21 protein-coding genes are annotated in these 26,224 nt (G+C 34.4%); 16 read left to right on the plus strand and 5 right to left on the minus strand.

All coding sequences use genetic code 11. The features are described from left to right. Nucleotides 1-127: 127 nt before the first annotated feature. Both YWA_RS0104885 and YWA_RS0104890 read left to right on the plus strand, forming a co-directional pair. Complete coding sequence (locus tag YWA_RS0104885) at nt 128-619, plus strand: hypothetical protein (RefSeq protein WP_022827379.1); 492 nt, start codon at nt 128-130, stop codon at nt 617-619. An 89-nt stretch (nt 620-708) separates the two neighbouring features. Further along, on the plus strand, nt 709-3,213 hold the full coding sequence (locus YWA_RS0104890) for a cation-translocating P-type ATPase (RefSeq protein ID WP_211214218.1): 2,505 nt from the start codon (nt 709-711) through the stop codon (nt 3,211-3,213). A 75-nt stretch (nt 3,214-3,288) separates the two neighbouring features. Here the strand turns inward: YWA_RS0104890 and YWA_RS0104895 are convergent, their stop codons facing one another. The 3 genes from YWA_RS0104895 to YWA_RS0104905 all read right to left on the minus strand — a co-directional run bounded on the left by YWA_RS0104895 (nt 3,289) and on the right by YWA_RS0104905 (nt 6,897). Further along, nucleotides 3,289-3,909 (minus strand): class I SAM-dependent methyltransferase, encoded by a 621-nt coding sequence (locus YWA_RS0104895; protein WP_022827381.1) that lies wholly within the window; start codon nt 3,907-3,909, stop codon nt 3,289-3,291. A 41-nt stretch (nt 3,910-3,950) separates the two neighbouring features. Next, nucleotides 3,951-4,736 (minus strand): sulfite exporter TauE/SafE family protein, encoded by a 786-nt coding sequence (locus YWA_RS0104900; protein ID WP_022827382.1) that lies wholly within the window; start codon nt 4,734-4,736, stop codon nt 3,951-3,953. A gap of 121 nt (nt 4,737-4,857) precedes the next feature. Then, nucleotides 4,858-6,897, minus strand: coding sequence for a dipeptidyl-peptidase 3 family protein (locus YWA_RS0104905; RefSeq protein WP_022827383.1), 2,040 nt, complete (start codon nt 6,895-6,897; stop codon nt 4,858-4,860). Between the two features lie 213 nt (nt 6,898-7,110). Between YWA_RS0104905 and YWA_RS0104910 the strand changes: the two genes are divergently transcribed. From YWA_RS0104910 to pepT, 12 genes are all read left to right on the plus strand, one after another. After that, a complete protein-coding gene (locus YWA_RS0104910; RefSeq protein ID WP_022827384.1) occupies nt 7,111-7,578 on the plus strand; it encodes a hypothetical protein in 468 nt (155 codons plus the stop codon). Between the two features lie 10 nt (nt 7,579-7,588). After that, entirely contained in the window at nt 7,589-8,110 is a 522-nt protein-coding gene (locus YWA_RS14675) for a hypothetical protein (RefSeq protein ID WP_022827385.1), read from the plus strand. After that, the gene (locus YWA_RS0104920) at nt 8,110-8,595 is read left to right on the plus strand and encodes a nuclear transport factor 2 family protein (RefSeq protein ID WP_022827386.1); all 486 of its coding nucleotides are present in this window, start codon (nt 8,110-8,112) and stop codon (nt 8,593-8,595) included. Before YWA_RS14675 ends, YWA_RS0104920 begins: the two co-directional genes overlap by 1 nt. 64 nt (nt 8,596-8,659) lie before the next feature. Then, complete coding sequence (locus YWA_RS0104925; protein WP_022827387.1) at nt 8,660-10,921, plus strand: acyl-CoA dehydrogenase family protein; 2,262 nt, start codon at nt 8,660-8,662, stop codon at nt 10,919-10,921. A 366-nt stretch (nt 10,922-11,287) separates the two neighbouring features. Next, nucleotides 11,288-11,899, plus strand: a complete 612-nt coding sequence (locus YWA_RS0104930; RefSeq protein ID WP_022827388.1) for a TetR/AcrR family transcriptional regulator — start codon at nt 11,288-11,290, stop codon at nt 11,897-11,899. A gap of 2 nt (nt 11,900-11,901) precedes the next feature. Continuing rightward, complete coding sequence (locus YWA_RS0104935) at nt 11,902-13,152, plus strand: TolC family protein (RefSeq protein WP_022827389.1); 1,251 nt, start codon at nt 11,902-11,904, stop codon at nt 13,150-13,152. A gap of 24 nt (nt 13,153-13,176) precedes the next feature. Then, entirely contained in the window at nt 13,177-14,055 is an 879-nt protein-coding gene (locus YWA_RS0104940) for an HlyD family secretion protein (RefSeq protein ID WP_022827390.1), read from the plus strand. 47 nt (nt 14,056-14,102) lie between these two features. Further along, nucleotides 14,103-15,020 (plus strand): ABC transporter ATP-binding protein, encoded by a 918-nt coding sequence (locus tag YWA_RS0104945; protein ID WP_026718595.1) that lies wholly within the window; start codon nt 14,103-14,105, stop codon nt 15,018-15,020. Nucleotide 15,021: 1 nt separating this feature from the next. After that, complete coding sequence (locus tag YWA_RS0104950) at nt 15,022-15,756, plus strand: ABC transporter ATP-binding protein (protein ID WP_022827392.1); 735 nt, start codon at nt 15,022-15,024, stop codon at nt 15,754-15,756. A gap of 37 nt (nt 15,757-15,793) precedes the next feature. Next, nucleotides 15,794-16,900: an ABC transporter permease gene (locus YWA_RS0104955; RefSeq protein ID WP_022827393.1), complete on the plus strand. Its 1,107-nt coding sequence runs from the start codon at nt 15,794-15,796 to the stop codon at nt 16,898-16,900. A gap of 54 nt (nt 16,901-16,954) precedes the next feature. Next, nucleotides 16,955-18,076 (plus strand): ABC transporter permease, encoded by a 1,122-nt coding sequence (locus YWA_RS0104960; protein ID WP_022827394.1) that lies wholly within the window; start codon nt 16,955-16,957, stop codon nt 18,074-18,076. 122 nt (nt 18,077-18,198) lie between these two features. Beyond that, the gene (gene pepT, locus YWA_RS14680; RefSeq protein WP_022827395.1) at nt 18,199-19,566 is read left to right on the plus strand and encodes a peptidase T; all 1,368 of its coding nucleotides are present in this window, start codon (nt 18,199-18,201) and stop codon (nt 19,564-19,566) included. A 152-nt stretch (nt 19,567-19,718) separates the two neighbouring features. Here pepT and dnaK read toward each other — a convergent pair whose 3' ends face one another. Then, on the minus strand, nt 19,719-21,608 hold the full coding sequence (dnaK, locus tag YWA_RS0104970; RefSeq protein WP_022827396.1) for a molecular chaperone DnaK: 1,890 nt from the start codon (nt 21,606-21,608) through the stop codon (nt 19,719-19,721). Between the two features lie 143 nt (nt 21,609-21,751). Continuing rightward, nucleotides 21,752-22,861, minus strand: a complete 1,110-nt coding sequence (locus YWA_RS0104975) for a lactonase family protein (RefSeq protein WP_022827397.1) — start codon at nt 22,859-22,861, stop codon at nt 21,752-21,754. Between the two features lie 187 nt (nt 22,862-23,048). Here YWA_RS0104975 and YWA_RS0104980 point away from each other — a divergent pair, with 187 nt between their 5' ends. Together YWA_RS0104980 and YWA_RS0104985 are read left to right on the plus strand one after the other, a co-directional pair. After that, nucleotides 23,049-24,974: a vWA domain-containing protein gene (locus YWA_RS0104980; RefSeq protein WP_022827398.1), complete on the plus strand. Its 1,926-nt coding sequence runs from the start codon at nt 23,049-23,051 to the stop codon at nt 24,972-24,974. Continuing rightward, entirely contained in the window at nt 24,971-26,224 is a 1,254-nt protein-coding gene (locus YWA_RS0104985) for a dihydroorotase (RefSeq protein ID WP_026718597.1), read from the plus strand. Before YWA_RS0104980 ends, YWA_RS0104985 begins: the two co-directional genes overlap by 4 nt.

Below are 26,224 nucleotides of genomic sequence, written 5' to 3' on the forward strand. Positions count from 1 at the left end.
GTGTGCAAAATTGTATTTGAAGGCTAATCCACTCTATAAAAATCAACCGTTAATTTTTGCGTTTATATTATGAAGAAGCGTCGTATTCAATGCTAATTATTACATCCAAATTCCTAATCTATTTCAAATGAAAAACCTGCACATAAGTCTTTATTTTATTTTTATTGTTACTGCGACTATTATTCTGCTCAATCGGTATACTGATTTTTTGCTCACTGATTACCGTGTTCATTTTTTCTTTTTATTTTTTGCCGCTTCGTCATTTGTAATTATTGTGGGCCACATTTTTAAAAAACTAAGAACTACGAAGTCTATTATTCTCACATTTGTGATCGTGGGAATTCTTTGCTTCATTAAAGCGTTCTTTACTTGGGTTGGCGATTGGAAAACGCAGACCGTATTGTATCAAAATATCGCTGATAAAAATAAAACTGTGAATGTTCAAATGCGAGCTGATAAGTTTTCATTTGGTTACAAAAAACGAGTGATTGCTATTTACAATATTGCTCCTTTTATGCAATGGACTACCGATATTGATACGACGACTATTGATCAATCAAAATGGGAACGTGTGAATTTAGATTTGAATGAAATGAATTTACCCAGTGAAAATTACTAGTTATATTTGGTAACCAATTATAATTTAAACTAGATTTTCCGCTGCTTTTTTTATAACTGATACTGATTTTCTATTTTACTATTTTGCCAATGACAAATTTTGACATCAAAGGTTTGACTGACGAAGAAGTACTTCATTCTCGAACTCAATTCGGCAGAAATGTTTTGAAATTTAAGAAAGAAAACGGAGTATTCGACGCTTTGAAAAGCCTTGCGAAAGAACCAATGATTGCACTTTTGTTGGTGGCGTCTCTGATTTACTTCATAAGTGGACAACTAGACGACGGACTCTTTCTGTTATCAGCAATCGTTATTGTTTCAGTTATTTCATTGTACCAAGATGCGAAAAGTCGCAATGCGTTAGAAAAACTAAAAGACTTTACAATGCCCACTTGCACCGTGATTAGAAACGGTGTTTCGGTTAAAATTAAAACAGAAGATTTAGTTATTGGCGATAGTTTGATTGTTGAGGAAGGAAGTTCAGTTCCAGCAGATGGAATTATTGTTCATTCTAACGATTTCTCAGTGAATGAGTCCATTCTTACAGGCGAATCTTTTTCGGTATTCAAAGATAAATTTCACGAAGACAATAGTGTTTACAAAGGAACAACCGTTGCAAGCGGATTAGCCATTGCAACAATTTCACACATTGGCAATCAAACAAAATTGGGGAAAATTGGCGAAAGCCTTGAAAATATCCAAGTTGAAAAAACACCTTTAGAACTTCAAATCAACAGTTTTGTAAAGAAATTAGTCATTGCTGGAGCGTTCGTATTTTTAATTGTCTGGGCAATCAATTACTTTCATTCCTATAATTTTTTAGACAGTTTACTGAAAGCATTAACACTCGCAATGAGTATTTTACCGGAAGAAATTCCGATGGCGTTTACGGCTTTTATGGCAATTGGCGCGTTGCGTTTGATGAAAATGGGCGTTGTAGTAAAGCAGATGAAAACGGTGGAAACTCTGGGTTCTGCAACTGTTATTTGTACCGACAAGACGGGTACGATTACAGAGAATAAAATGAGCCTTGCTAAAGTATTTTCATTAGAGACGTTGCAAATTTCAAACCCGCAAGACGCCGAAGATTCTGAGAAAAAATTACTGCAAACTGCAATGTGGGCGAGCGAACCCATTCCGTTTGATCCTATGGAAATTGCGTTGCATCAAGCTTACGCCAAATTTAATTCCGTTGATGAGCGAGCAAATTTCAAGATGATTCATGAATATCCGTTGGGGGGAAAACCACCAATGATGACGCATGTATTTGAAAACAAGTTGGGTCAACGAATAATCGCGGCAAAAGGAGCTCCCGAAGCATTGATACAGGTTTCTAATTTATCGGAAGAACAAAAAGAACAGATAAATACTGCCATAAAAACCATAACTTCCCAAGGATATCGTGTTTTAGGAGTTGGTGAAAGTACGTTTATTGGAGCGGAATTTCCCGCAACTCAGCAAGAGCTATTTTTTGACTTCAAAGGAATTGTTGCCTTTTATGATCCACCAAAAGAGAATATAAATAAGGTATTAAATCACTTCTACGAGGCAGGAATTAAAGTAAAAATTGTTACCGGTGATAATGCAGAAACTACAACGGCAATCGCAAAACAAGTTGACTTTCAAGGATATGAACACAGTATGACCGGTGATGAATTGATGCAACTTTCGGACAAAGAATTACAGGAAAAAGTAACTGAAACCAACATTTTCACTAGAATGTTTCCTGAAGCAAAGTTGCGTATTATTAATGCTCTGAAAGCAAATAATGAAATAGTTGCAATGACTGGCGATGGTGTGAACGACGGTCCTGCATTGAAAGCGGCACACATAGGAATTGCAATGGGCAAAAAGGGAACTGAAATAGCCAAACAAGCCGCTTCACTTATTTTGGTCGACGATGATTTATCTAAAATGGTCGATGCGATTGCAATGGGAAGACGCATTTATATCAACTTGAAAAAAGCGATTCAATATATTATTTCTATCCACATTCCCATTATTCTTACGGTATTTATTCCACTTGCTTTAGGTTGGATCTATCCGAATATTTTATCGCCAGTACATATTATTTTCTTGGAATTAATTATGGGTCCAACATGTTCCATCATTTTCGAAAACGAACCAATGGAGCAAAACACGATGACAAATAAACCAAGACCATTTGCGACTTCATTCTTTAATTGGAGCGAACTAACAACGAGTATCATCCAAGGATTAGCAATTACTGTAGGAACTTTATTCAGTTATCAATATGCCGTTTACAATGGATTAGGCGAAGAACAAACGAGAACAATGGTGTTTATCGTTTTAATTTCGGCGAACATCTTTTTAACCCTCGTAAACCGCTCTTTTTATTATTCTATTTTCACAACATTGAAATACAAGAATAATTTAGTTCCAATGATGATTGGAATAACCATCTTCATCACGGCACTACTACTTTTTGTACCGACGTTGACTTCGTTTTTTGGGTTTGCAACTTTGACAAGTTTAAACCTTTTAATCGCGGTATTGATTGGATTTGTATCGGTGATTTGGTATGAAATAGTGAAATTCAATAAGAGAAGAAAAAGCAGTAACGAAATTGTATAATAGAGCAAACGCACATTTTCAATTTATAAAAGGTCTCTTTCACTTTCATCCTTCTATCTTTTTGTCTTTCAATCTTTATTTCTTCTTGAATCTTACAAACGTAAAATGCTGTACCGTTCCAAAAGGCGTATCGTGATTGATTTGAAATTTTTCGACCGGTTCAAAATTACTTTCAAAACAAGTTGTCAATTCAACGATAGAATAACGTTTGATTTCAATTCCACTGCATTTTAAAGGTCCATTTTCTGAAAAGGTTCCTACAGCTAAAGTTCCGTTTGAAACTACTGCATCAGCAACTAATGTGCGATACTGCTCAATTTCTGTTTCTTCAGTTAAAAAATGAAAAACAGCTCTGTCGTGCCAAAAATCATAAGACACTTCAGGTTTAAATTGAGTAATGTCCGAAACAATCCATGTTACTTTCGAAGCATTCTCATTCAATCGAACTTTCGCGCGTTCAATTGCAGCAGCAGAAATATCCAATACACTCAAATTTGTGTAACCCAATTCCAACAGATTATCCACTAAAAAACTATCTCCACCTCCAATATCAATGATTTTGGCGTCAAGCGGAATATTGTTTTTAGTGAAAAATTGCAAAGACGTTGTAGGAATGGGTTGATGCCAACTCACTTCTTCCAAAGATTTCGTAGAATAGATATTTTCCCAATGGGATTTGCGGTCAAAATTAGTCATGTGATTTTATTTTAAGTACTGAAAATAATAATTTAGTTCTGTTACAAAAATAGTTCTTTTGCGATAATGTAAATTCCCATTACTAAAACAAACCAACCAAAAATAGGCTTGAGTTGTGCCCCATCCATCTTTTTCGAAAGAAATGTACCAATGAAAATTCCAATTCCGGCAATGAATGCAATCGAAAGTAGAAAAATATAATCCATTTCAACCCCGTTTATTACATCACCTAAAAAACCTAAAAGTGAATTGAATCCGATAATTAATAAGGAAGTACCAACGGCTTGTTTCATTTGCATCTTGGCAAAAAACAATAAAGCAGGAATAATCAAGAAGCCTCCACCGGCTCCTAAAAATCCGGTAATTATTCCAACAGCAGCACCAATAAACATTAAATGAAGTGGTTTAATTTGATTTTCGTTGAAGATGCTTTTTTGTGTTCTAATCATCGAATACGAAGCCAAAACCATTAAAATAGCAAATAAAACCATAATCACCATTCCACGCTTGACTGAATAATTTTCAGTTATAGTGATGATTTCAGGAATACGTAACAAAACGATTTTCCGCACTAATAATAAGGTTATTAATGACGGAATGGCAAAATAGACCGCCGATTTTACTTTAATGTTCCCCATTTTATAATGCCGAATAGCTCCAAATGCTGCCGTTAATCCTACTATAAATAACGAATAAGTGGTAGCTAATTTAGGATTGACATTAAACAAATAAACCAATATTGGAACGGTCAAAATACTGCCACCACCGCCAATTAGTCCTAGTGATATTCCGATAAAAAGCGACGCAAAATAACCTAAAACTTCCATGATTGCATTGTTGTAATTAATAGTGCAAAGATGCGTAAAGTTCTACGTTTCTCCTGTTACTTTTATGACATAAAAAAAGGCAAACCGAAGTCTGCCCTTTCACAATTATTAAAACTAAAAATTAATTATCCATTGGTAAAAAACCAAAGTTTTTAGAATAATACAACATTTGTTCTGCAAATGATTTTGGCTGCGTTACTTCGATGTCAATAATTTTTCCATCGCCATCCATTTTCGGAACTAATAATGGATTGATAAATCCACTGTAAGGTGCTGATTTGAATTTAGCATTACGTTCCAACACTTCTTTGTGCAACTTTTGGTCCACTTTCACACCGTAAGTATCTACTAAAGCTTTACCTGCTTTGTAATCTCCTTCGGATTTGATGCGTTGTGTTTCTTTCAACAATTCACCAAATAACGTATGCAATTTATCGTAATCTGTAATGTTGAAATAGGTTTTTACATCACGAACAATTCGTTCAATTACATTGTCTTTCTTTCCTTTTTCAAAAACCCAAGCACTCACCCACTGACGGTTTCTCATGTGTGATTCTTCGATATCAGCTCCTGGCTCTAAACGAATCAATTGTGTCATTAAACCGTTTCTTATGTAACCATCGTAAGCCGCCATTCCGGTGTTTTTCCAGTTGTCAGTTAAACCTAACTCTTGAATTTTAGGATTGTATAAATAAAACAAACCCACTAAGTCAGCACGTCCTTCTTCTAATGTAGAAGCATAACTTTTCAACGTTTCCTTTGGCGTTCCTATACCAGGATTGATTTGGCCTGATGCATGTCCTACCACTTCGTGTAAAGCAGTATGTAATTTATCTGCTTCTTGTCCGTATTTTTCTTCCAATTCAATTTCGTCTGCATCGTTGGCAAATTCTTTCAAACGGTCTGTTCCACCCGCATTGTTATACGCTTCCACAATATTCCCTAAAGAAACTGATTTTGAACCATGTTCTGCTCGAATCCAGTCTGCGTTTGGTAAGTTGACACCAATTGGCGTACTTGGTGAAGAATCACCACCTTCTCCAGCAACAATTACTGTTTTATATGAAACGCCAACTACTTTTTTCTTTTTGTGTTCAGGGAATAAAGGGGAATTATCTTCAAACCATTGGGCTTCGTGTCCAATTTTTTCCATTTTAGCCGACATGTCAAAATCTTTGATCTGCACCACACTTTCGTAAGAACCACGAGCTCCTAACGGATCATTATACACTTCTACGAATCCGTTGATGTAGTCAATGTTTCCTTCGGTTGCTTGAAGCCACGCGATATTATAATCATCCCACGTTTTTAAATCTCCTGTTTTGTAGTATTTAATAAGCAAGCCTAAAGCGTCTCCTTGCTTCTGATTTTCAGCAACTGTTTTTGCTTTTTCCAACCAATAAACTACTTTATCAATTGCAGGTCCGTACATTCCACCGCTTTTCCAAACTTTTTCTTCAATTTTACCCGCTGCATTTCTTACTAACTTTGAATTCAAACCATACGAATAAGGACGCTTCGGATCAATTGGTTTGATTGCCTTATAAAAATCTTCTGCTTCTTTATCCGAAATTCCTTCACCATAAAAGTTAATCGCAGAACCAGCAATCAATCCTTTACTTTCATCTAAATTCACTTTTTTACTGTCTTTATCGTTGAATAAAACAGCCACAACTTCTGGCGCTAATGCAGTATTGGTTTCCTTTAAAAGTGTTTCAAAATACGCTTGATTGAAATCAGGCTTGATTTTCTCCATCGAATAATGGTGGTGAATACCATTGGCAAACCAAACTCTCTTCAAATAAATTTCAAAATTTTCCCAATCTTTACTTTGTTTATCACCCGAATAATTTTGGTAAACTTGTTCTAAAGCTTTTCGGATTTTCAAATTATGTTTGTAGTTTTGGTCCCACATGATGTCGCGACCTGCGGTTCCTGCTTGAGTTAAATAATAAACCAGTTCCTTTTCTTTCAGCGTTAAGTTTTCCCAGTTTGGTACTTTATAGCGAAGCACCTTAATGTCTGCAAACTGTTCCGCCACATAGTCGAAAGGAGTTTCAACGGCGGTTTTCTTTTCGTCAACAACCGTACTTTCTTCTTTTTTGCAAGAAACAAACAAGGTTGCTGCTGCAAAAACGCCCACAAATGTGTGTAATTTCATAATCTAAAAATGTTTTTTCGATAATTAATAGAACACAAATATAGTTAACTTGCGACGGACAAAATATTTTTGAGTTCGCGAATAATTCATTTTTACATTTATTTATTAAAAAAGAAATGCAATTTTACTCTAAAAAGTCGTTAAGAATAGTATTTTTTATTAGTAGATTGCCTAAGAATTAATTTTAAAAACCAAATCATAACTTTATACACAATGAAAAAACTTTTCGTACTCGGATTCATTCTCCTACTTATAGGATGTAAAACAAAACAGAAAACAGTTGAAGCTCCCGCTTTACCAGCAATGTCAGTAATATCAAGCACTGAAGTTGCACCAAGTTTAAAAACGAAAGCCTATTCGTTAGGAAAACGTGTTTTAATGACGTGCAATACGTCCCGATTCAAACCATTTACTACGGAAGAAGCAACTGCTTCAGTAATTCAGAATACGACTGCAGAACGCTTGTCAAAGGTGTGTCACAAATTCAGAGTAAAATATGGAGATTTCAAAGAAATTGAATTGGCAGAAGTATTAAAAAACAACCGCGATGGCAGTTATATATTTCGGTACAAAGCAAGATACGAAAGAGATTTCGCAAAGAAGGAACTTCGGGTAACCATGGATAAAAATCAGAAGGTTTCAGCAATTAAATCAACGGATTGGGTTGATAAACTTTATTAAAACACTTAAAATGCCAAATAAAATAGGCTCATTATTCTTGTTTTTATTTATTTCTCTATCGGTTTTTTCACAAGACAGAATGATTTTAAACGATCAAAAATCGATTCCTGCCACTGAAGTTTGGAAATTTACAAGTGACACGTATACGTATTCTGGAGGTGTAGAAGTGCAAATTGGAAACAATGGGAAGGAAGGAGCACTTTTAGTACAACTCGAATCATCTGAACCTACATTTTATATAGGTGGAAATGTTTATTTGTTTTTAGAAGACGGAAATGTAATTACATGTACAGACAAAAATGTAAGAAGTATTTCGGGAAAAATGATTCAGTCCTACTATGTATTAACTACCACCGAAATTAATTTATTGAAAAAGACTAAAATCACCGACATTCGTTTTAGAATAAATGGTAATGAAACACAATTTTCAAGTCCAACCGGATTTTTTACCGCTCATAATAAAATCAGAAGGTTTGGATTGCCAGATAAAACCTATGATACCGTAACCGAAATCAAACAAGTATTCAATTAATGAAAGCGAGAGAACAAATTATCGAGGAATTTTATTCTGGTTTTGCTGCGGCAAATAGTACTACAATGTGCAGTTGTTACCATCCTGAAGTGATTTTTGAAGATCCTGTATTTGGTATATTACAAGGTGACGATGCACGAGATATGTGGGAAATGTTGATTGAGAAAAGTCATGGATTATTAGATATAAAGTTTTCGAATGTAATTTCAGATGGGAAAATTGGCTCTGCAGATTGGACTGCAGATTACATGTTTAGTAGTACGAACCGGCACGTTAAGAATGTAGTTCACGCAGATTTTGAATTCAAAGATGGTCTAATTTACAGACATGTTGATACCTTTGATTTGTATTCTTGGTCTAAACAAGCATTTGGATTAAAAGGTGTTTTATTAGGTTGGACTCCTTTCTTTAAGAATAAAGTGCAGCAACAAGCAATTTCATCACTTCGCTCTTTTCAACGAAAAAAAGAAAAAGCACTTAATTAACAGTTCTTTAAAATGTATGCCGACTTTTATTGCTTAATTTTAAGCAACACATAAAACGACACATATGTTTACAATCAATACGCGGATCTTTCTACCGTTGCTTTACATTGTCTGGTCTGATGATTTATTAACGGCTGACGAATTCAAAATACTTTCCACTTTCATACAAAACCAAGATTGGCTTTCTGCTGAAGAAAAGGAATTTTTAGACAGCAAACTTGATTTGGCGCTACCTCCTACTCGTTCGGGACTTAATAATTGGCGAAAAGAAATTGCCGAAATTGTAGCAGTTAATCCTAAAATGCTAAGTCTTTTTGATCTACAATTAAAAGTGACTAGCTCAGATTCTTTAGAACTGTATCGAGAAGATTTTGAAGTACTAGAGCAAAAACTAGGAATTCTTGGTTCTGAAGCATTGCTTAAGTTCACTCAGAACGATAAAAATCAAACCTATAATTACGAAACAGATTCCACTTTTGCTGTTGGCAAAATGACCTCTATTTTAGATGGAGATGTCGCGGATGCTATTAATGAAGTAAAAAAAGTAATTAGTACGCCTGAATTTGCCTACGAAACTTCTACTGATGTCAATGTTTACAGAGAAAAAGTACTTGAATGGTGTTTCATTTTAGCGGAGAAAAATTTAGGAAATCGAGCGTATCCTAAAAAATATGGTGGTGGAGAAAATCTACCAGAATATTTTGCCATTATGGAAACATTGAGTTACCATGATTTGAGTTTGGTAATTAAATTTGGAGTTCAATTTGGACTTTGGGGAATGAGCATCCAGTCTTTGGGAACAGAAAAACATTACCGAAAATATTTAGATAAAATAGGAAAACTTGAAATTCCAGGTTGTTTTGCAATGACGGAAACGGGCCACGGTTCTAATGTGAAAGGATTGCAAACTACAGCAACCTATAATCATGCAGAAAAAACGTTTACTATAAATACGCCCACACCAAAAGACCAAAAAGAATATATTGGAAATGCAGCGAATCACGGTCAGATGGCGACGGTTTTTGCTAAGCTACTTATCGACGGTACAGATTATGGTGTAAACGCTTTCATCGTTCCAATTCGAGATGAGAATATGAAACCGTTATCTAACGTTGAAATCAATGATTGCGGTTTGAAGATGGGATTAAACGGCGTGGATAATGGAACCATTTCGTTTCACAATGTCGTGATTCCAAAAGAGAACATGCTAGATCGTTTTGCAACTATAAACGAAAAAGGTGATTTTATAAGCCCAATTCCAAGTGACAACAGACGATTCTTTACGATGCTAGGAACTCTAGTTGGCGGCCGAATTGGAATTCCGCGTTCTGCTTTGGCTGCAGCCAAAGTTGGTTTAGCCATTACCATTCGATACAGCGACCAGCGACGTCAGTTTGGCCCAGAAGGCGGTTCTGAAATTCCAATTTTAAATTACAGAATGCATCAAAGACGTTTGTTTCCACCTTTGGCACAATCGTACGCTTTACATTTTGCACTAAGATATTTAACGCAGCGCTTTATTGATAAAACACCTGAAAAAATGCAGGAAATTGAAGCATTAGCGGCAGGGTTGAAAGCATATACAACTTGGCATGCAACGGCAACTTTGCAAGAATGCCGCGAAGCTTGTGGCGGAAAAGGTTATTTATCAGAAAACAGAATTGACCGTTTGAAAAATGATACCGAAGTCTACACCACGTTTGAAGGAGACAACACCGTTTTGATGCAATTAGTAGCAAAAAACAGACTGGCCGTTTTTAGAAGACAAGTTTCTGAAATGGATTCGATGGATAAAGTTAGTTATGTATGGAATCAAACGAAGGTGTTTTTCTCTGAAAAAAATCCGTTTACTACCCGCGATACAAGTGATTCTCATTTACTTGATACCGAATTTCACCTGAAAGCTTTTTATTATAGAGAACATGAAATTACAACTTCAGCAGCAAAAAGAATTAAGAAATTAATTGATTCAGGTTTAGATGCTTACGATGCTTTTAATGTTGCACAACATCAGATGATTGACGTGGCAAAAGCCTATTTAGATCGTGTAGTTTTAGAGCAATTCTTGATAAAAATAGAAACCTTAGAAGATTCTTCATCGAAAACTATGCTTGTAAAATTAGCACAACTTTTCGCATTGCACAAAATGGAAGAAAACAAAGCATGGTATTTAGAAAATCATTATTTCGAAACTTCTAAATCAAAAGCAATTCGTAAAATGGTAAACCAACTTTGTTGGGACATCCGACCAGATGCAGTTGCTTTAGTCGATGCTTTTGCGATTCCTGAATCGTGTTTGGCGGCACCTATTGCGAAGAAAATTTAGTAATTGAACTGATCAGATTTCGATTCTGATTGCAAAATAAGCGAGTAATTTATTGAAGGCATTTAACTGTGTATTCAAATAAATTTTTCGCTTTTTTTGTTTTAAAAAAAATATAATTTCGAGGTAATTATTTATTTTGTAATTAATTTCAAGCTCTACTTTTTACCAAAGTCTAAAACCAGAGGCCATTTTCATTCTCTTTATATAAATAATCTCACTCTTCCGACATAGATGTTATAACTTATAAATCAGCTTATTAAAATAATTTTTATTACAATTTTGAAAGTTTTTAAACTTTAAAAATTTTTTAAGTACTATTTAAACTACATTTGTTAACCAAATGGTTAAACCAAATATTTAAACTCTATGGCTAGTGTGAAAATAGAAAATACAGAAGAAGAAATCTTAAATGCGGCGAAAGAAGTATTTCAACAAAAAGGAATGGCTGGCGCTCGCATGCAAGAAATCGCAGACAAAGCAAAAATTAATAAAGCTTTGCTTCATTATTATTACAGAAGCAAACAACTATTATTTGAAGCCGTTTTTAAAAACGCATTTAGACTGTTAGCACCGCAAATAGGAAAAGTACTGAATGACGATACCGAGTTATTTGATAAGATCCGGAATTTCACTGATAGTTATGTTTCGTTTGTAATCAAACATCCTTACTTGCCAAATTTTGTTATTCAAGAATTAAATAGCAATCCGGAATTTGTGTTGAAACTTCGTGCGGAAGCAAGTTTTCCCTCTACAGAAAAATTTAAACAACAAGTTTTAGAAGCGATTGAAACCGGCCTGATTAAACCTATTGACGCTGACCAATTGCTAATCAACATTATCTCACTTAATATCTTTCCGTTCATCGGAACACCATTATTGATGGCACTTATAAATGTGGATAAAATTAAATACGACCAACTTTTACAAAATCGTAAAACAGAAGCAGCAGATTTTATCATCAATTCTATTAAAATATAATTATGAAAAATAAAATCATATTACTCTCAATCTTCCTTATTTCATTGATTTCTAATGCACAACGAACTTTGACATTAGGCGAATGTTATAATTTGGTCGAAAAAAATTATCCGCTTGCTAAACAAGTTGGTCTTTTAGAACAGAGATCAAGTTCTGAAATTGAAGCGATTAACAAAGGGAAATTACCAAAGGTAGATTTGAATGCGCAAGCTACTTATCAATCGGAAGTTATTGGTTTGCCAATGGCGCTTCCTGGAATTGAACAAGCGAATAAAGACCAATATCGTGCAACTTTAGACGTAAATCAGCTGATTTATAACGGCGGAATTATTGAGGCTAATGCGAAATTAAAACAAGCGCAAACCAAAACACAACAGCAGCAAGTGACGCTGAACTTATATGGATTGCAGAACAGAATCAATCACTATTTCTTTTCAATATTACTACTTCAGCAAAAAAAAGAGCTCTTATTGTCGAAAGACGATTTGTTGTTTTCAAAAATAAAAGAGGTAAAAGTTGGCGTAAAATACGGAGCACTTCTTCCTACTTCTGAATTAGTTTTAGAAGCTGAACGATTTAAAATCAAACAGCAATTGACAGAAATTAAATTTGAAAATAATAAAATGCTGGAGAATTTGTCACAATTAACTAATAGCATAATAGATGATAAAACAGTTTTATTAACTCCTCCATTTCTATTAAACACAGGTAATCGCTTACGACCAGAATTAGCTTTTTATGATTTACAAAACGAACAAATTGAATCTTCAAAGAATGTTTTGGCAAAATCAAATCTACCAAAAGTATTCGCTTTTGGTCAAGCTGGGTACGGAAATCCAGGATTAAATATGTTAGATAATTCATTTCATTCCTTTTACATCGTTGGATTAAAAACAAGTTGGAATGTTTTTGATTGGGGAAAAATGAATAAGGACAAACAAACTTTGGATATCGCACAAGAAATCGTGCAGACAGAAAAAGAGACTTTCGAACTGAATAACAAAATAGAATTGCAGCAACTTGACAATGAAATTAAAAAAATCCAACAGCTGTTAGAATCTGACATAGAGATTATTCAAATTTATGAGAAAATCGTAAAATCATCTGATGCCCAAATGAAAAATGGAGTGATAACTACTTCAGAATATTTGACTGATGTCATCCGACTTTTCGAAGCAAAAAATAGTCTAGCTCAACACCAAGTCGGATTGAGTTTAGCACAACATAATTATCAAACTATTTTAGGAAATTAACAAATACTAGAAAAACGTAACAAAATGAAAAAAATAAGCTTACTTATAATTGCAATCTTCGGATTAATTTCTTGTAACGATTCTTCGGACAAAGCCGATGGTTATGGAAATTTTGAAGCGACAGAAATAACCGTTTCGTCTGAATCTAATGGAAAAATTATATTCTTAAATGTAGAAGAAGGGCAACAATTAGAAGCACAGAAACAAGTTGGACTTATTGACACGCTTCAATTGTACTTTACCAAACAAGAATTATTTGCATCTAAAAACACGGTCAATTCGAAGTCAGGAAATGTTATGTCACAGAAAAGTGTTTTGGCAGCACAACTTCAAACCGCACGATTAGAGCAAAAACGTATTGAAAGTATGTTTGCAGAAAACGCAGCTACAAAACGTCAAGTGGATGAAATTAACGGACGAGTTAGCGTGATTTTGGAACAAATGAAAAGTGTAGGAACGCAAAACAATCCTATTTTGAACGACTTGAAATCGATTGACGTTCAAATTGAAAAAATCAACGACCAAATCAAGAAAAGTAAAATTACAAACCCAATCAACGGCGTGGTTTTGAATAAATATGCTGAACCTAGCGAAGTAACTGGTTTTGGAAAGCCACTTTATAAAATCGCCGATATTTCTGAAATGACTTTGCGCGTTTTTGTGAGTGAAACACAATTGCCACAAGTGAAAATAGGTCAAGAAGTTTCGGTGAAAATTGATGACGCAAAAGAAATGAAAACGTATAAAGGAACAGTTTCTTGGATTGCTGCTCAAGCGGAATTCACTCCAAAAATCATTCAGACAAAAGAAGAAAGAGTCAACTTGGTTTACGCGATTAAAGTAAAAGTAAAAAATGATGGCAGTTTAAAAATTGGAATGCCTGCTGAAATGTGGATTAAATAATTTGAGGTTAAGTGGTAGAATTCAACCAAAATAGTATTGATAATATAATGGGAATTTCTGTAAAGAACATATCTAAATCCTTCAAGAAAGTAAAAGCTGTCGAAAACATTTCGTTTGAAGTGGCTGAAGGCGAATTATTTGGATTAATTGGTCCAGATGGAGCTGGAAAAACAACACTTTTCAGAATCCTGACGACGCTTCTGATTGCTGATGAAGGTCAAGCAACTGTGGCAGATTATGATGTAGTGAAAGATTACAAATCAATTCGGAAATCAGTTGGATACATGCCGGGAAAATTCTCGTTGTATCAAGATTTGACAATTGAAGAAAATCTGACTTTTTTCGCAACCATTTTTGGAACAACAATCGAAGAAAATTACGACTTAATCAAAGATATTTATGTTCAAATAGAACCTTTTAAAGATAGAAGAGCTGGGAAATTATCCGGTGGAATGAAACAAAAATTAGCTTTATGTTGTGCTTTGATTCACAAACCAAAAGTGCTTTTCCTTGACGAACCAACAACTGGTGTTGACCCCGTTTCTCGAAAAGAATTTTGGGAGATGCTAAAACGATTGAAAGAAAAAGGAATAACAATTTTAGTTTCGACACCATATATGGACGAAGCTGCATTGTGCGACAGAATTGCGTTAATTCAAGACGGAAAAATTTTAGAAATTGAAACGCCTCAAAATATTGTGGCTAATTATTCTCATAAAATTTACAATGTCGCAAGTCACGATATTTATAATTTGTTGTTGGATTTAAAAAGCTATCCTACGATGCACAGCGTTTATGCTTTTGGCGAATTTGTTCATTATACAGATAAGGAAACCAACTTTATACCGGCTGATTTGGTAAAATATTTACTCGAAAAAAATCATTCAGATGTTGAAGTTCACTTGACGAATGCAACTATTGAAGATGTATTTATGGAATTAGCATCGTCCAATAAATCGAATTAAAGTGGAAAGAGAAAAAATCATAGAAGTAAAAGATCTGACTAAAAGTTTTGGTGATTTCACGGCTGTAAAAAGCATCACATTTGATGTGTATAAAGGTGAGATTTTCGGATTTCTAGGTGCAAATGGTGCTGGAAAAACTACGGCTATGAAAATGCTGATTGGGATTTCCACGCCAACTTCAGGTTCTGCAACGGTTGGAGGTTTTAATGTTTTCACCCAAGCTGATTTGGTTAAGAGAAACATTGGTTACATGAGTCAGAAATTCTCAATGTATGATGATTTGACCATCAAAGAAAACATCACTTTTTTTGGTGGAATTTATGGTTTGTCCCGAAAACAAATTAAAGAAAAGATTAAACAAGTTTTAGTAGAATTAGATTTAGAACAAGTCGCAAATAATTTAGTTGGCTCACTACCATTAGGATGGAAACAAAAATTAGCGTTTTCGGTCGCATTATTACACGAGCCTAAAATTGTATTTCTAGACGAACCGACGGGAGGAGTTGACCCTATTACGAGGAGGCAATTCTGGGAATTAATCTATGCGGAAGCAAACAAAGGCACGACGATTTTTGTGACGACACATTATATGGATGAAGCCGAATATTGCAATCGCGTTTCCATTATGGTTGACGGAACAATTGAAGCACTCGACACGCCAAAAAATTTGAAAGAACAGTTTAATGTCGACTCGATGAACGCTGTTTTTCTAAAATTAGCAAGGAATATAGAATAAATTTTAGTTTAAAATTTAAACCTAAATAAAAAGAATAATGAAAAGATTTATCGGTTTTGTAAGAAAAGAATTCTATCATATTTTTCGTGACCGACGCTCTATGTTCATTCTTTTTGGAATGCCAATCGCACAAATCATGTTATTTGGTTTTGCCATTACCAATGAAATCAATAACGTAAATATCGCGATTTTAGATAAATCAAAAGATGCTGAAACAAAAGTAATTATTGGAAAAATAAGCGCTTCAAAACATTTCAATATCGAAAATGATATTCTTAATGAGAGTCAAATTGAGTCGGTTTTCAAAAAAGGAAAAGTCAAAGCTGTTTTAGTTTTTGAAAAAGATTTTGCTAGAAATTTAGCCACTCAAAAGAGCGGAACAGTTCAGGTGATTTCTGATGCAACCGACCCGAATACAGCTAATACAATAACAAATTACACGCAGGCAATTCTTCAATTATATCAAAAAGAATTAAATAAGGACGTACAGACTCCATATCAAATTCAGGTGCAATCTCAAATGTATTACAATCCTGAAATGAAAAGTGTTTTCAATTTCGTGCCTGGAGTAATGACTGTTATTTTGATGTTGGTTTCAGCGATGATGACTTCAATTTCCATAACGAGAGAGAAAGAATTGGGAACCATGGAAATTTTACTGGTTTCACCTTTAAAACCTATTGTTGTGATTCTTGGAAAAGTTTTCCCGTACATATTCTTGTCACTGATTAATGCAGTTGTAATTGTGGTTTTGAGCATTTTTATTTTCAATATGCCCGTTGAAGGAAGCTTATTTCTTCTCGGTTTAGAAAGTATTTTGTTCATCATCACTTCGCTTACATTGGGCGTTTTAATTTCGACTATTTCGGAGACACAACAGACTGCTTTAATGATTTCATTGATGGGATTAATGCTTCCCGTTATTATACTTTCGGGATTTATTTTCCCGCTTTCAAGCATGCCATTGCCGTTGCAAGTTATCAGTAATATTATCCCTGCAAAATGGTTTATAATAATTGTAAAAGGAATAATGCTGAAAGGTGTCGGACTTTCAATGCTTTGGAAAGAGACTTTGATTATGGTAGGTATGGCGCTGTTTTTCACAATAATTAGTATCAAAAAATACAAGATTCGACTAGAATAAACGATTGGCAATTGAAATACAACAAACAATTATTGCAAATGTAATCACGCATTTATGAGAACTATTCTATTTATTATACAGAAGGAATTTAAGCAGATTATGCGAAACAAAGGAATGCTACCTATCATCTTTGTATTGCCTCTTTTGCAACTTTTAATTCTGTCAAACGCCGCTACTTTTGAAGTGAAAAATATTCAGCTTTCTTATGTGGATTATGACAAATCGACTTCGTCTAAAGAATTGGTTGACAAATTCAGAGCTTCCTCCTACTTTGCTGTTTTAGAAAGTTTCCCATCAAAAAAATTAGCCGATGAAGCAATGGAAAAAGGTAAAGTTGAAGTTGTTTTAGAAATTCCACTTCACTTTGAAAAAAATTTAATTAAAGATAAAAAAGCTGATTTAGCTGTTTATATAAATGCAATTGATGGTGCGAAAGCAGGTGTCGAAAATGTGTACGTAAACCAAATTGTTGGTCAGTTCAATCAAAATATAATGTTGAAAGCATTTCAGCAACAAGGACAAATGGCAAGACCAATGCAAGTCACTACAATTCCGTCATTTTGGTACAATAACACGTTGAATTACAAAACGTATATGGTTCCTGGAATTTTAGTTTTGTTAATTACAATGTTGACGCTTTTTCTTTCGGGAATGAACATTGTTCGGGAAAAAGAAATGGGAACTTTAGAGCAAATCAACGTTACTCCTATTAAAAAACATCAGTTTATTATTGGCAAATTATTTCCGTTTTGGGTGTTGGGAATGGTAATTATGACGATTGGATTACTGATATCTAAATTCGTTTTTGCGGTTCCGTTGATTGGAAATATCGGATTGATTTATTTGTTTTCAAGTGTTTACTTACTTGTGATTTTAGGAATGGGATTGTTAATTTCAAATTATACTGATACGCAACAGCAAGCCATGTTTATCGCTTGGTTTTTTGTAGTGATTTTCATTTTAATGAGCGGTTTGTTTACACCAATTGAAAGTATGCCAAAGTGGGCTCAAAACATAACACTTTTCAATCCAATTCGATATTTTGTTGAAGTGATTCGGATGGTAATGTTGAAAGGTTCTGGATTTAAAGACATTTATTTCCAACTAATAATCATTTCCTTATATGCTGTTTTAATGAATGGATTAGCGGTTTTAAGTTATAAAAAGACGAATTAGAGAAGACTATCTGATAATCACATTTCAATAGTCAGAAAATATAATAATGTTAACATCCTTAAACGGCTGATTGCGTATATTTGTACTTCAACGAAATTATAACTATCTATAACACTATATTTATGCAACATCTTATTGACCGCTTTATCAGTTATGCAATTATTGATACAGAAGCGGACCCAAATTCTGACACGACACCGAGTTCAATGAAACAACACGTTCTTGCTGATTTATTGGTAAAAGAATTGAATGAAATTGGCATGACCGACGTTTCGAAAGACGCGAATGGTTATGTGATGGGAACTTTGGAAAGCAATGTTGACCATGAAGTTCCAACTATTGGATTTGTTTCTCACTTTGATACGACTCCTGATTTTACGGGATTAAATGTAAAACCACAACTCGTACACAATTACGACGGTGGCGATATCATATTGAATGCAGAACAAAACATCATTCTTTCTCCAAACTATTTTGAAGATTTATTGATGTACAAAGGGCAAACAATCATTACAACTGACGGAACAACTCTTTTAGGTGCAGATGATAAAGCAGGTTTGACAGAAATCGTTTCAGCAATGGAACATTTGATTAAAAATCCACAAATCAAACACGGAAAAATTAGAGTTTGCTTTACACCTGACGAAGAAATTGGTCGTGGAGCAGATTTACTAGATGTGGAGAAATTTGGCGCAAAATGGGCTTATACAATGGACGGAAGTCAGATTGGTGAGTTGGAATACGAGAATTTTAATGCGGCTGGAGCCAAATTGACTTTCAAAGGGAAAAGCGTGCATCCAGGTTATGCCAAAGGAAAGATGATTAACTCGATGTTGCTTGCTAATAAATTCATCAGCAAATTACCTAAAGGTGAAGTTCCAGAACAAACCTCTGGTTACGAAGGATTTTTCCACGTACATCATTTTGACGGAAGTCTTGAAGAAACAGTTGTTCAATTAATCATTCGTGATTTTGACCACAAAAGCTTCGAAAAAAGAAAGAAAACGGTTCAGAAATTAGCTGATAAAATCAACAAAAAATACGCAAAGCAGTTTGGCGAAGACATTGTAGATGTAGAAATTACCGACCAATATTTCAACATGCGTGAAAAGGTTGAACCAATGAAATACATCGTTGATTTAGCTGAAATGGCAATGAACGATTTAGGTATAAAACCATTGATTAAACCAATTCGTGGTGGAACAGATGGTTCAAAATTATCTTACATGGGATTACCTTGCCCAAACATCTTTGCGGGTGGTCATAATTTTCATGGAAAATATGAATATCTTCCAGCTGAAAGTATGCAAAAAGCAATCGACGTTATCATCAGAATTGCTGAATTGACTGCTTCAACTGACCTTGCAGCTTTAGAAGCGAATAGCACATTGGACGAAAAACCTGTTAAAGAGAAAAAGTCTAAAAGCAAGAAAGATAAAAAAGGAAAAGACAAAAAGAAGTCGAAGAAAATGGTTTTGAAAAAGAAATAATTCTTTTCAAATAATATAAAAATAGCGTGAAGAAATTATATTCTTCGCGCTATTTTTTTTGTCAAAATTGAACACAAAAAAACCGAGCTATTTCTAACTCGGTTAATTCTAAATTTAAAGTTTTAATTCTTAAAACACTTACGTCTTAATAATTATTTTACTTCTTCGTAATCAACGTCTTGAACGTTATCACCTTCTGGAGCGTTAGCTTCTGGTTGAGCACCTTGAGCTTGTCCTGCATCTCCTTGAGCGTACATTGCCTCAGTTGCAACTTTCCATGCAGCATTGATGTTATCAAGTGCTTTTTGGATCGCGTCAACGTCTTGGTTTTCGTGAGCTAATCTTAACTCAGTCAATGACATTTCGATAGAAGTTTTATGAGCGTCAGTTAATTTATCACCCAATTCTTTCAATTGACTTTCTGTTTGGAAAATCATAGAATCAGCTTCGTTTAATTTCTCTGCTCTTTCTCTTGCTAATTTATCTGCTCCAGCGTTAGCTTCAGCATCTTTTTTCATTTGCTCGATTTCTTCAGCTGTTAAACCAGAAGAAGCTTCGATACGGATATCGTGTGATTTTCCACTTCCTTTGTCAGTTGCAGAAACTTTGATGATACCATTCGCATCAATATCAAAAGTAACCTCAATTTGAGGAACTCCTCTTGGTGCTGGTGGAATACCGTCTAAGTGAAAACGACCAATCGTTTTGTTATCAGTAGCCATTGCTCTTTCACCTTGTAAAACGTGAATTTCAACAGATGGTTGAGAATCAGCAGCAGTTGAGAATACTTGTGATTTCTTAGTTGGAATGGTAGTATTAGACTCAATTAATTTAGTCAATACACCACCCATAGTTTCGATACCTAAAGATAAAGGTGTAACGTCAAGTAACAATACATCTTTCACATCTCCAGATAAAACTCCACCTTGAATAGCTGCTCCAATTGCAACAACTTCGTCAGCATTTACTCCTTTAGAAGCTTTTTTACCAAAGAATTTTTCAACTTCTTCAGCGATTCTTGGCATACGAGTTGAACCACCAACTAAGATAACTTCGTCAATATCAGAAACAGTTAAACCTGCATCTTTTAATGATTTAGCAACTGGTTCCATAGAACGTTTTACTAAAGTATCTGTTAATTTCTCGAACTGAGCTCTAGTTAATTTCTTAACTAAGTGTTTTGGTCCTGAAGCCGTAGCTGTAACGTATGGTAAGTTGATTTCAGTTTCTGAAGAAGAAGACAATTCAATCTTCGCTTTTTCAGCAGCTTCTTTCAAACGTTGCAACGACATAGGATCTAGACGTAAATCAATACCTTCTTCAGCTAAGAAATCTTTTGCTAACCAGTCAATAATTTCGTGGTCAAAATCATCTCCACCTAAGTGAGTGTCTCCGTTTGTAGACAATACTTCAAAAACTCCGTCTCCTAATTCAAGGATCGAAATATCAAATGTACCTCCACCTAAATCGTAAACTGCAATTTTTTGATCAGTTCCTTTTTTATCCAATCCGTAAGCTAATGCCGCAGCAGTTGGCTCGTTGATGATACGCATTACTTTCAAACCAGCAATTTCTCCAGCTTCTTTCGTAGCTTGACGTTGTGCATCGTTAAAGTAAGCAGGAACAGTAATAACCGCTTCTGTAACTGTCTGACCTAAATAGTCTTCAGCTGTTTTTTTCATTTTTTGAAGTGTCATTGCTGACAATTCTTGTGCAGTATAAAGACGACCATCAATATCAACACGTGGTGTATTGTTGTCTCCTTTTACAATTTTGTAAGATACTTTTTTAGATTCACCTGACACTTCAGTAAAAGTATGTCCCATGAAACGTTTAATAGAAGCAATCGTTTTGGTAGGATTAGTTACTGCTTGTCTTTTTGCAGGATCTCCCACTTTAATTTCGCCACCTTCTACGAAAGCAATGATCGATGGTGTTGTTCTTTTTCCTTCTGAGTTAGGAATTACAACTGCTTCACTTCCTTCCATTACAGACACACATGAATTCGTTGTTCCTAAGTCAATACCAATTATTTTACCCATTTTATTGTATTATTTAATTTATTGATTTTTTTTACTAACCACCTAAAAGCAATGATTATGCCACAGGAAAAAACCATATAAATTGTCAGTAATACTATTTTGTCACGTGTAATTGGCTGACAAGATGACATTTTCATACCGGTTTACGGCATAAATAGAATAGAACTTGGCGAACAAATGCCAATTGTTTTATTCGTAAGTGTCAATTTACCCGAAACAATGTCGCGTTTAAACAACGTTATTTCATTCGAATTTTGATTGGCTACCAATAAATAAGCTCCTGATGGATCTATTGCAAAATCTCGTGGTCCTTTTCCACCCGATGGATAACTCGCTTTATAATTCAATCTTCCATCCGCTTGTACTACAAAAACCGTGATGTCATTTGCCGTTCCGCGATTCGTAGCATATAAAAATTTGCCGTCAGGCGAAAACTTAATTGCTGCAGCACCAATTTCTCCTCTAAAATCATCATCCACAACTTGAGTTTCTTCTAGCTTACGCAAAATTCCATCGTGGTAACTAAATGCGATTAGAACTCCATCCAACTCTTGCAGCATATAAGCAAACTTTCCGTTAGGGCTAAATGCCAAATGTCTTGGTCCGCCTCCTCTTCTCACAGCAACACTATCTTTTATAGTAAGCATTTCTTTGTCAGAAAGTTTGTCATAATTATAAATGTAGATTTTATCTGTTCCCAAATCAGCTGCAAATACATATTTGCCGTCCGGCGAAAATTGAACTTGATGCACATGAGAGGAAGCTTGACGCTCATTATTCTTGCTTCTTCCTTTATGCGAAATAATTTGCGAAGCAGGATTCAATCCGCCCGATTTTGTTTTCTTAAAAACACTTATGGAACCGCTTGAATAATTGGCAACCAAAACATTTTTATCGTCATTAATAAGGTAGCACGGATCTGAACCTTCCGCATTTTGCTTGTTAATTAAAGTAACTGCTCCACTTTCTTTATTATACTTGAAAGCTGAAACTTCACTCTTTTCACCACTTTCATTCACTGAATAAATGATTTTAGAATCCGCCGAAGCCGACAAATAACTTGGATTCACAACTTTATCAGAATGATTGTACATCGAAGCATTTCCGGATAGCAAATCTAAATCGTAAACATAAATACCTTCGCTTTTACAAGTATTCGTATTAGTGCCCACTAGAAACTTCACGTGATTTTCCTGCGAATACATTCCGCTGAAAGTCAACAAAAACATTATAAGTAAACTATTTTTCATCATTGCTACATTATATTAAACGACAAACATACATTCTAAAAATCGAATCAGAATTAAATATAAACGAAGTTAATAACGTTTTATGATTTTAAAATAATATTTCAAGGCTACAAAATAAAAAGTAGTATTTTTGACAAACAAAATTCAGTTGCTTTTCTGAAAAAACCCATTTAAGTAAACTAAAGTTAGAATGCAGTTCAAACATCCCGAGATTCTTTATTTTCTGTTCCTGTTGCTTATTCCAATTTTGGTACACTTATTCCAATTGCGACGTTTTAAAAAAGAATACTTTACTAACGTTCAGTTTTTAAAAGAATTAAGTCTTCAAACCCGAAAGAGTTCAAAAATAAAGAAATGGCTTTTATTAGCCACAAGGTTGTTGATTTTAACTGCTTTGATTATTGCTTTCGCCCAACCTTTTTTCGCCGCAAAAGATGCAAATGCGATCACAAATGAAACTTATATTGTAGTTGATAATTCATTTAGTATGCAGGCTCAAGGCCAAAAAGGTCCGCTTCTAAAGCGAATATTGGAAGATTTGCAACAACATCTTACTGAAGACCAAACGTTCTCACTTATTACTTCTTCCGAAAGTTTTTGGGACACAGACATCAAATCATCTCAAAAAGAAATTCAGAATTTAAACTACAGCCCGTCAGAATTTTCTTTAAACCAAGTGCTTTCGCAAATAAAATCCAGAAAAACACCTTTTCAAAAAGATGTAATTATCATTTCTGACTTTATAAATACGGAAACAAAATCGCTAGAAAAAATCGACAAAGAATTTAATACTTTTCTTGTTCCCGTTAAAGCAGAACAGAAAAATAATATTTCTATCGACAGCGTCTTCATTAAAGAAACAAGCGATAAGTTTTATGAGATTGGTTTCCAACTTACCAATTTTGGCACAGAAATAACCGAAATACCTTTAGGAATTTACAACGAGAATAAGTTGGTTGCCAAGTCAGTTGTGAAATTTGATTCTGCAAAAAAAGAAGTCTTTTTTACACTTCCAAAACAAGCATTTAATGGTTATGCATCGATAACTGATAACGGCTTAGCTTACGATAACGAATTGTATTTCAGCATTTCTGAACCAAAGAAAATGAATATTTTAAGTATAGGTTCGGCAGATAAAAGTAAATTTTTATCAAAGATTTACAATTCTTCTGAATTTAACTATTCTAATGTTGAACTTAATGCGTTGAACTATAATTTACTCGAAAAACAAGATGTGATTGTGTTGAACGAGTTAGCAGAAATTCCACAAGCTTTACAAACTACCTTATCAGATTTCGCTAAAAAAGACGGGAATATAATTGTAATTCCATCTTCAGAAAGCAAAATTGACGAATTAAATAATTGGCTTAAAAATCTAGGAAACATCCGATTTTCACAAAATGAAAACAATAAAAAATTGATTACGAAAATCTCCTTTTCTCATCCATTATATAAAAATGTTTTTGAAAAAAATGTTACTAATTTTCAATTTCCAAGTGTGAATAAGCAGTTTGCAGTTTCGACAACTTCAGCGCCAGTTTTAAGATTTGAAGACGATTCGCCATTTCTTACTGCAATTGGAAAAGTATATGTTTTTTCGGCAGCGCTAAATAAAGAGAATAGTAATTTTCAGAATTCACCGTTGATTGTTCCTACCTTTTATAATATGGTGCAAAATACAAATCGTTCAGGAATTTCTGCGATGCAAATTGGAGTTGAAAATCCGCTAACTGTTGACGCACAACTTCAAAAAGAAGAAATCTTAAAAGTAAAACAATCTAAACAATCAAACGCGACTGATTTTGTACCTTCGCAGCAAATTCGCAATAATAAAGTCCAACTGACTTTTGACAATGCACCAGAAATTGCAGGCAATTATGGCATTTATCAAAACGATGATTTGGTACAAAATATAAGTTTCAATTACGCTCGAACTGAAAGTAACTTGAATGATCCTGTAGCAGATTTAAGCAAATTTAAAACTGCAAATTCAATAGAATCAATCATTGATACGTTGCAAACCGATCGAACGAATAATGAAATTTGGAAATGGTTTGCCATTTTAACCCTACTTTTTTTAATCACGGAATTGTTTATTCAAAAATTTGTCAAATGAATCTAATCCTACGAAAAGCAAAAATTATAGATGCCAAAAGTTCTTTTCACAATCAGATTGTTGATGTGGAAATTGAAAATGGAATCTTTAAAAATATCGGTGCAAACCTTGAAAATAAAAACAAATTTCAGGAAATTGAATTATCTGATTTAAACATTTCATCGGGATGGTTTGATACTAGCGTTTGTTTTGGCGAACCAGGATACGAAGATCGCGAAACCATAGTAAATGGATTAGATGTGGCAGCAAAAAGTGGTTTTACAGCAGTCGCATTACAACCTTACACTACTCCAATAATTGACAATCAGTCGCAAATTAATTTTGTCAAAACGAAAGCACAAGGTTTTGCAACTGAAGTTTTCCCAATTGGCGCGTTGACTAAAAACAGCGAAGGAAAAGATTTAGCCGAATTATTCGACATGAAAAATGCCGGAGCAATCGCTTTTGGAGATTACAATCGGAATATTGACAATGCAAATTTGATGAAAATCGCCTTGCAATACACAGCTGATTTTGATGGAATAGTTATCGCTTTTTCACAAGAACCAAATATTAAAGGAAGCGGAGTTGTCAATGAAGGAATTGTTTCCACACGATTGGGATTGAAAGGAATTCCATCTTTAGCAGAAGAATTACAGCTTGCAAAAAATCTTTTTATACTTGAATATTCAGGTGGGAAGCTACATATTCCAACGATTTCTACTGCAAAATCTGCGCAATTAATTCGCGAAGCTAAATTAAAAGGTTTGCAAGTTACTTGCAGCGTTTCGGTTCATCATTTGGTTTTAACCGATGAAAAACTAGAAACATTTGATACTAGATTTAAAGTTTCGCCACCTTTACGAACTGACGAAGATCGTTTGGCTTTAATTGAAGCGGTAAAAGATGGAACAATTGACGTCATCACTTCTGATCATAATCCGATGGATATTGAACACAAAAAGATGGAATTCGACTTGGCTAAAAATGGAACAATTGGATTAGAATCGGCGTTTGGAGCTTTAATGACCGTTCTTCCTGTGGAACTTATAATTGAAAAATTAACTGCAGGAAGAAAGTTGTTTTTGAATATTGAAAGTCAAATCGAAATTGATAAGCCTGCAAATATTACATTATTTTCGACAGACGAAAATCACGTTTTCACGAAAGAAAACATTTTATCAAAATCAAAAAATTCAGCTTTTCTTGGTACAGAAATGAAAGGAAAAGTGTACGGAATATATAACAATCAGAAATTAGTTTTAGCATAA

The sequence above is a fragment of the Flavobacterium antarcticum DSM 19726 genome (assembly GCF_000419685.1).
Classification (GTDB): Bacteria; Bacteroidota; Bacteroidia; order Flavobacteriales; family Flavobacteriaceae; genus Flavobacterium; species Flavobacterium antarcticum.

Excerpts from the sequence above, each read along its gene's own strand:
- YWA_RS0104895 (WP_022827381.1), bottom strand. The coding sequence starts at position 3,909 with ATGACTAATTTTGACCGCAAATCCCATTGGGAAAATATCTATTCTACG.
- YWA_RS0104890 (WP_211214218.1), top strand. The coding sequence starts at position 709 with ATGACAAATTTTGACATCAAAGGTTTGACTGACGAAGAAGTACTTCAT.
- YWA_RS0104975 (WP_022827397.1), bottom strand. The coding sequence starts at position 22,861 with ATGATGAAAAATAGTTTACTTATAATGTTTTTGTTGACTTTCAGCGGA.
- YWA_RS0104980 (WP_022827398.1), top strand. The coding sequence starts at position 23,049 with ATGCAGTTCAAACATCCCGAGATTCTTTATTTTCTGTTCCTGTTGCTT.
- YWA_RS14675 (WP_022827385.1), top strand. The coding sequence starts at position 7,589 with ATGCCAAATAAAATAGGCTCATTATTCTTGTTTTTATTTATTTCTCTA.
- dnaK (WP_022827396.1), bottom strand. The coding sequence starts at position 21,608 with ATGGGTAAAATAATTGGTATTGACTTAGGAACAACGAATTCATGTGTG.
- YWA_RS0104960 (WP_022827394.1), top strand. The coding sequence starts at position 16,955 with ATGAGAACTATTCTATTTATTATACAGAAGGAATTTAAGCAGATTATG.
- YWA_RS0104900 (WP_022827382.1), bottom strand. The coding sequence starts at position 4,736 with ATGGAAGTTTTAGGTTATTTTGCGTCGCTTTTTATCGGAATATCACTA.
- YWA_RS0104905 (WP_022827383.1), bottom strand. The coding sequence starts at position 6,897 with ATGAAATTACACACATTTGTGGGCGTTTTTGCAGCAGCAACCTTGTTT.
- YWA_RS0104940 (WP_022827390.1), top strand. The coding sequence starts at position 13,177 with ATGAAAAAAATAAGCTTACTTATAATTGCAATCTTCGGATTAATTTCT.
- YWA_RS0104935 (WP_022827389.1), top strand. The coding sequence starts at position 11,902 with ATGAAAAATAAAATCATATTACTCTCAATCTTCCTTATTTCATTGATT.
- YWA_RS0104885 (WP_022827379.1), top strand. The coding sequence starts at position 128 with ATGAAAAACCTGCACATAAGTCTTTATTTTATTTTTATTGTTACTGCG.
- YWA_RS0104955 (WP_022827393.1), top strand. The coding sequence starts at position 15,794 with ATGAAAAGATTTATCGGTTTTGTAAGAAAAGAATTCTATCATATTTTT.
- pepT (WP_022827395.1), top strand. The coding sequence starts at position 18,199 with ATGCAACATCTTATTGACCGCTTTATCAGTTATGCAATTATTGATACA.
- YWA_RS0104920 (WP_022827386.1), top strand. The coding sequence starts at position 8,110 with ATGAAAGCGAGAGAACAAATTATCGAGGAATTTTATTCTGGTTTTGCT.
- YWA_RS0104945 (WP_026718595.1), top strand. The coding sequence starts at position 14,103 with ATGGGAATTTCTGTAAAGAACATATCTAAATCCTTCAAGAAAGTAAAA.
- YWA_RS0104930 (WP_022827388.1), top strand. The coding sequence starts at position 11,288 with ATGGCTAGTGTGAAAATAGAAAATACAGAAGAAGAAATCTTAAATGCG.
- YWA_RS0104910 (WP_022827384.1), top strand. The coding sequence starts at position 7,111 with ATGAAAAAACTTTTCGTACTCGGATTCATTCTCCTACTTATAGGATGT.
- YWA_RS0104985 (WP_026718597.1), top strand. The coding sequence starts at position 24,971 with ATGAATCTAATCCTACGAAAAGCAAAAATTATAGATGCCAAAAGTTCT.
- YWA_RS0104925 (WP_022827387.1), top strand. The coding sequence starts at position 8,660 with ATGTTTACAATCAATACGCGGATCTTTCTACCGTTGCTTTACATTGTC.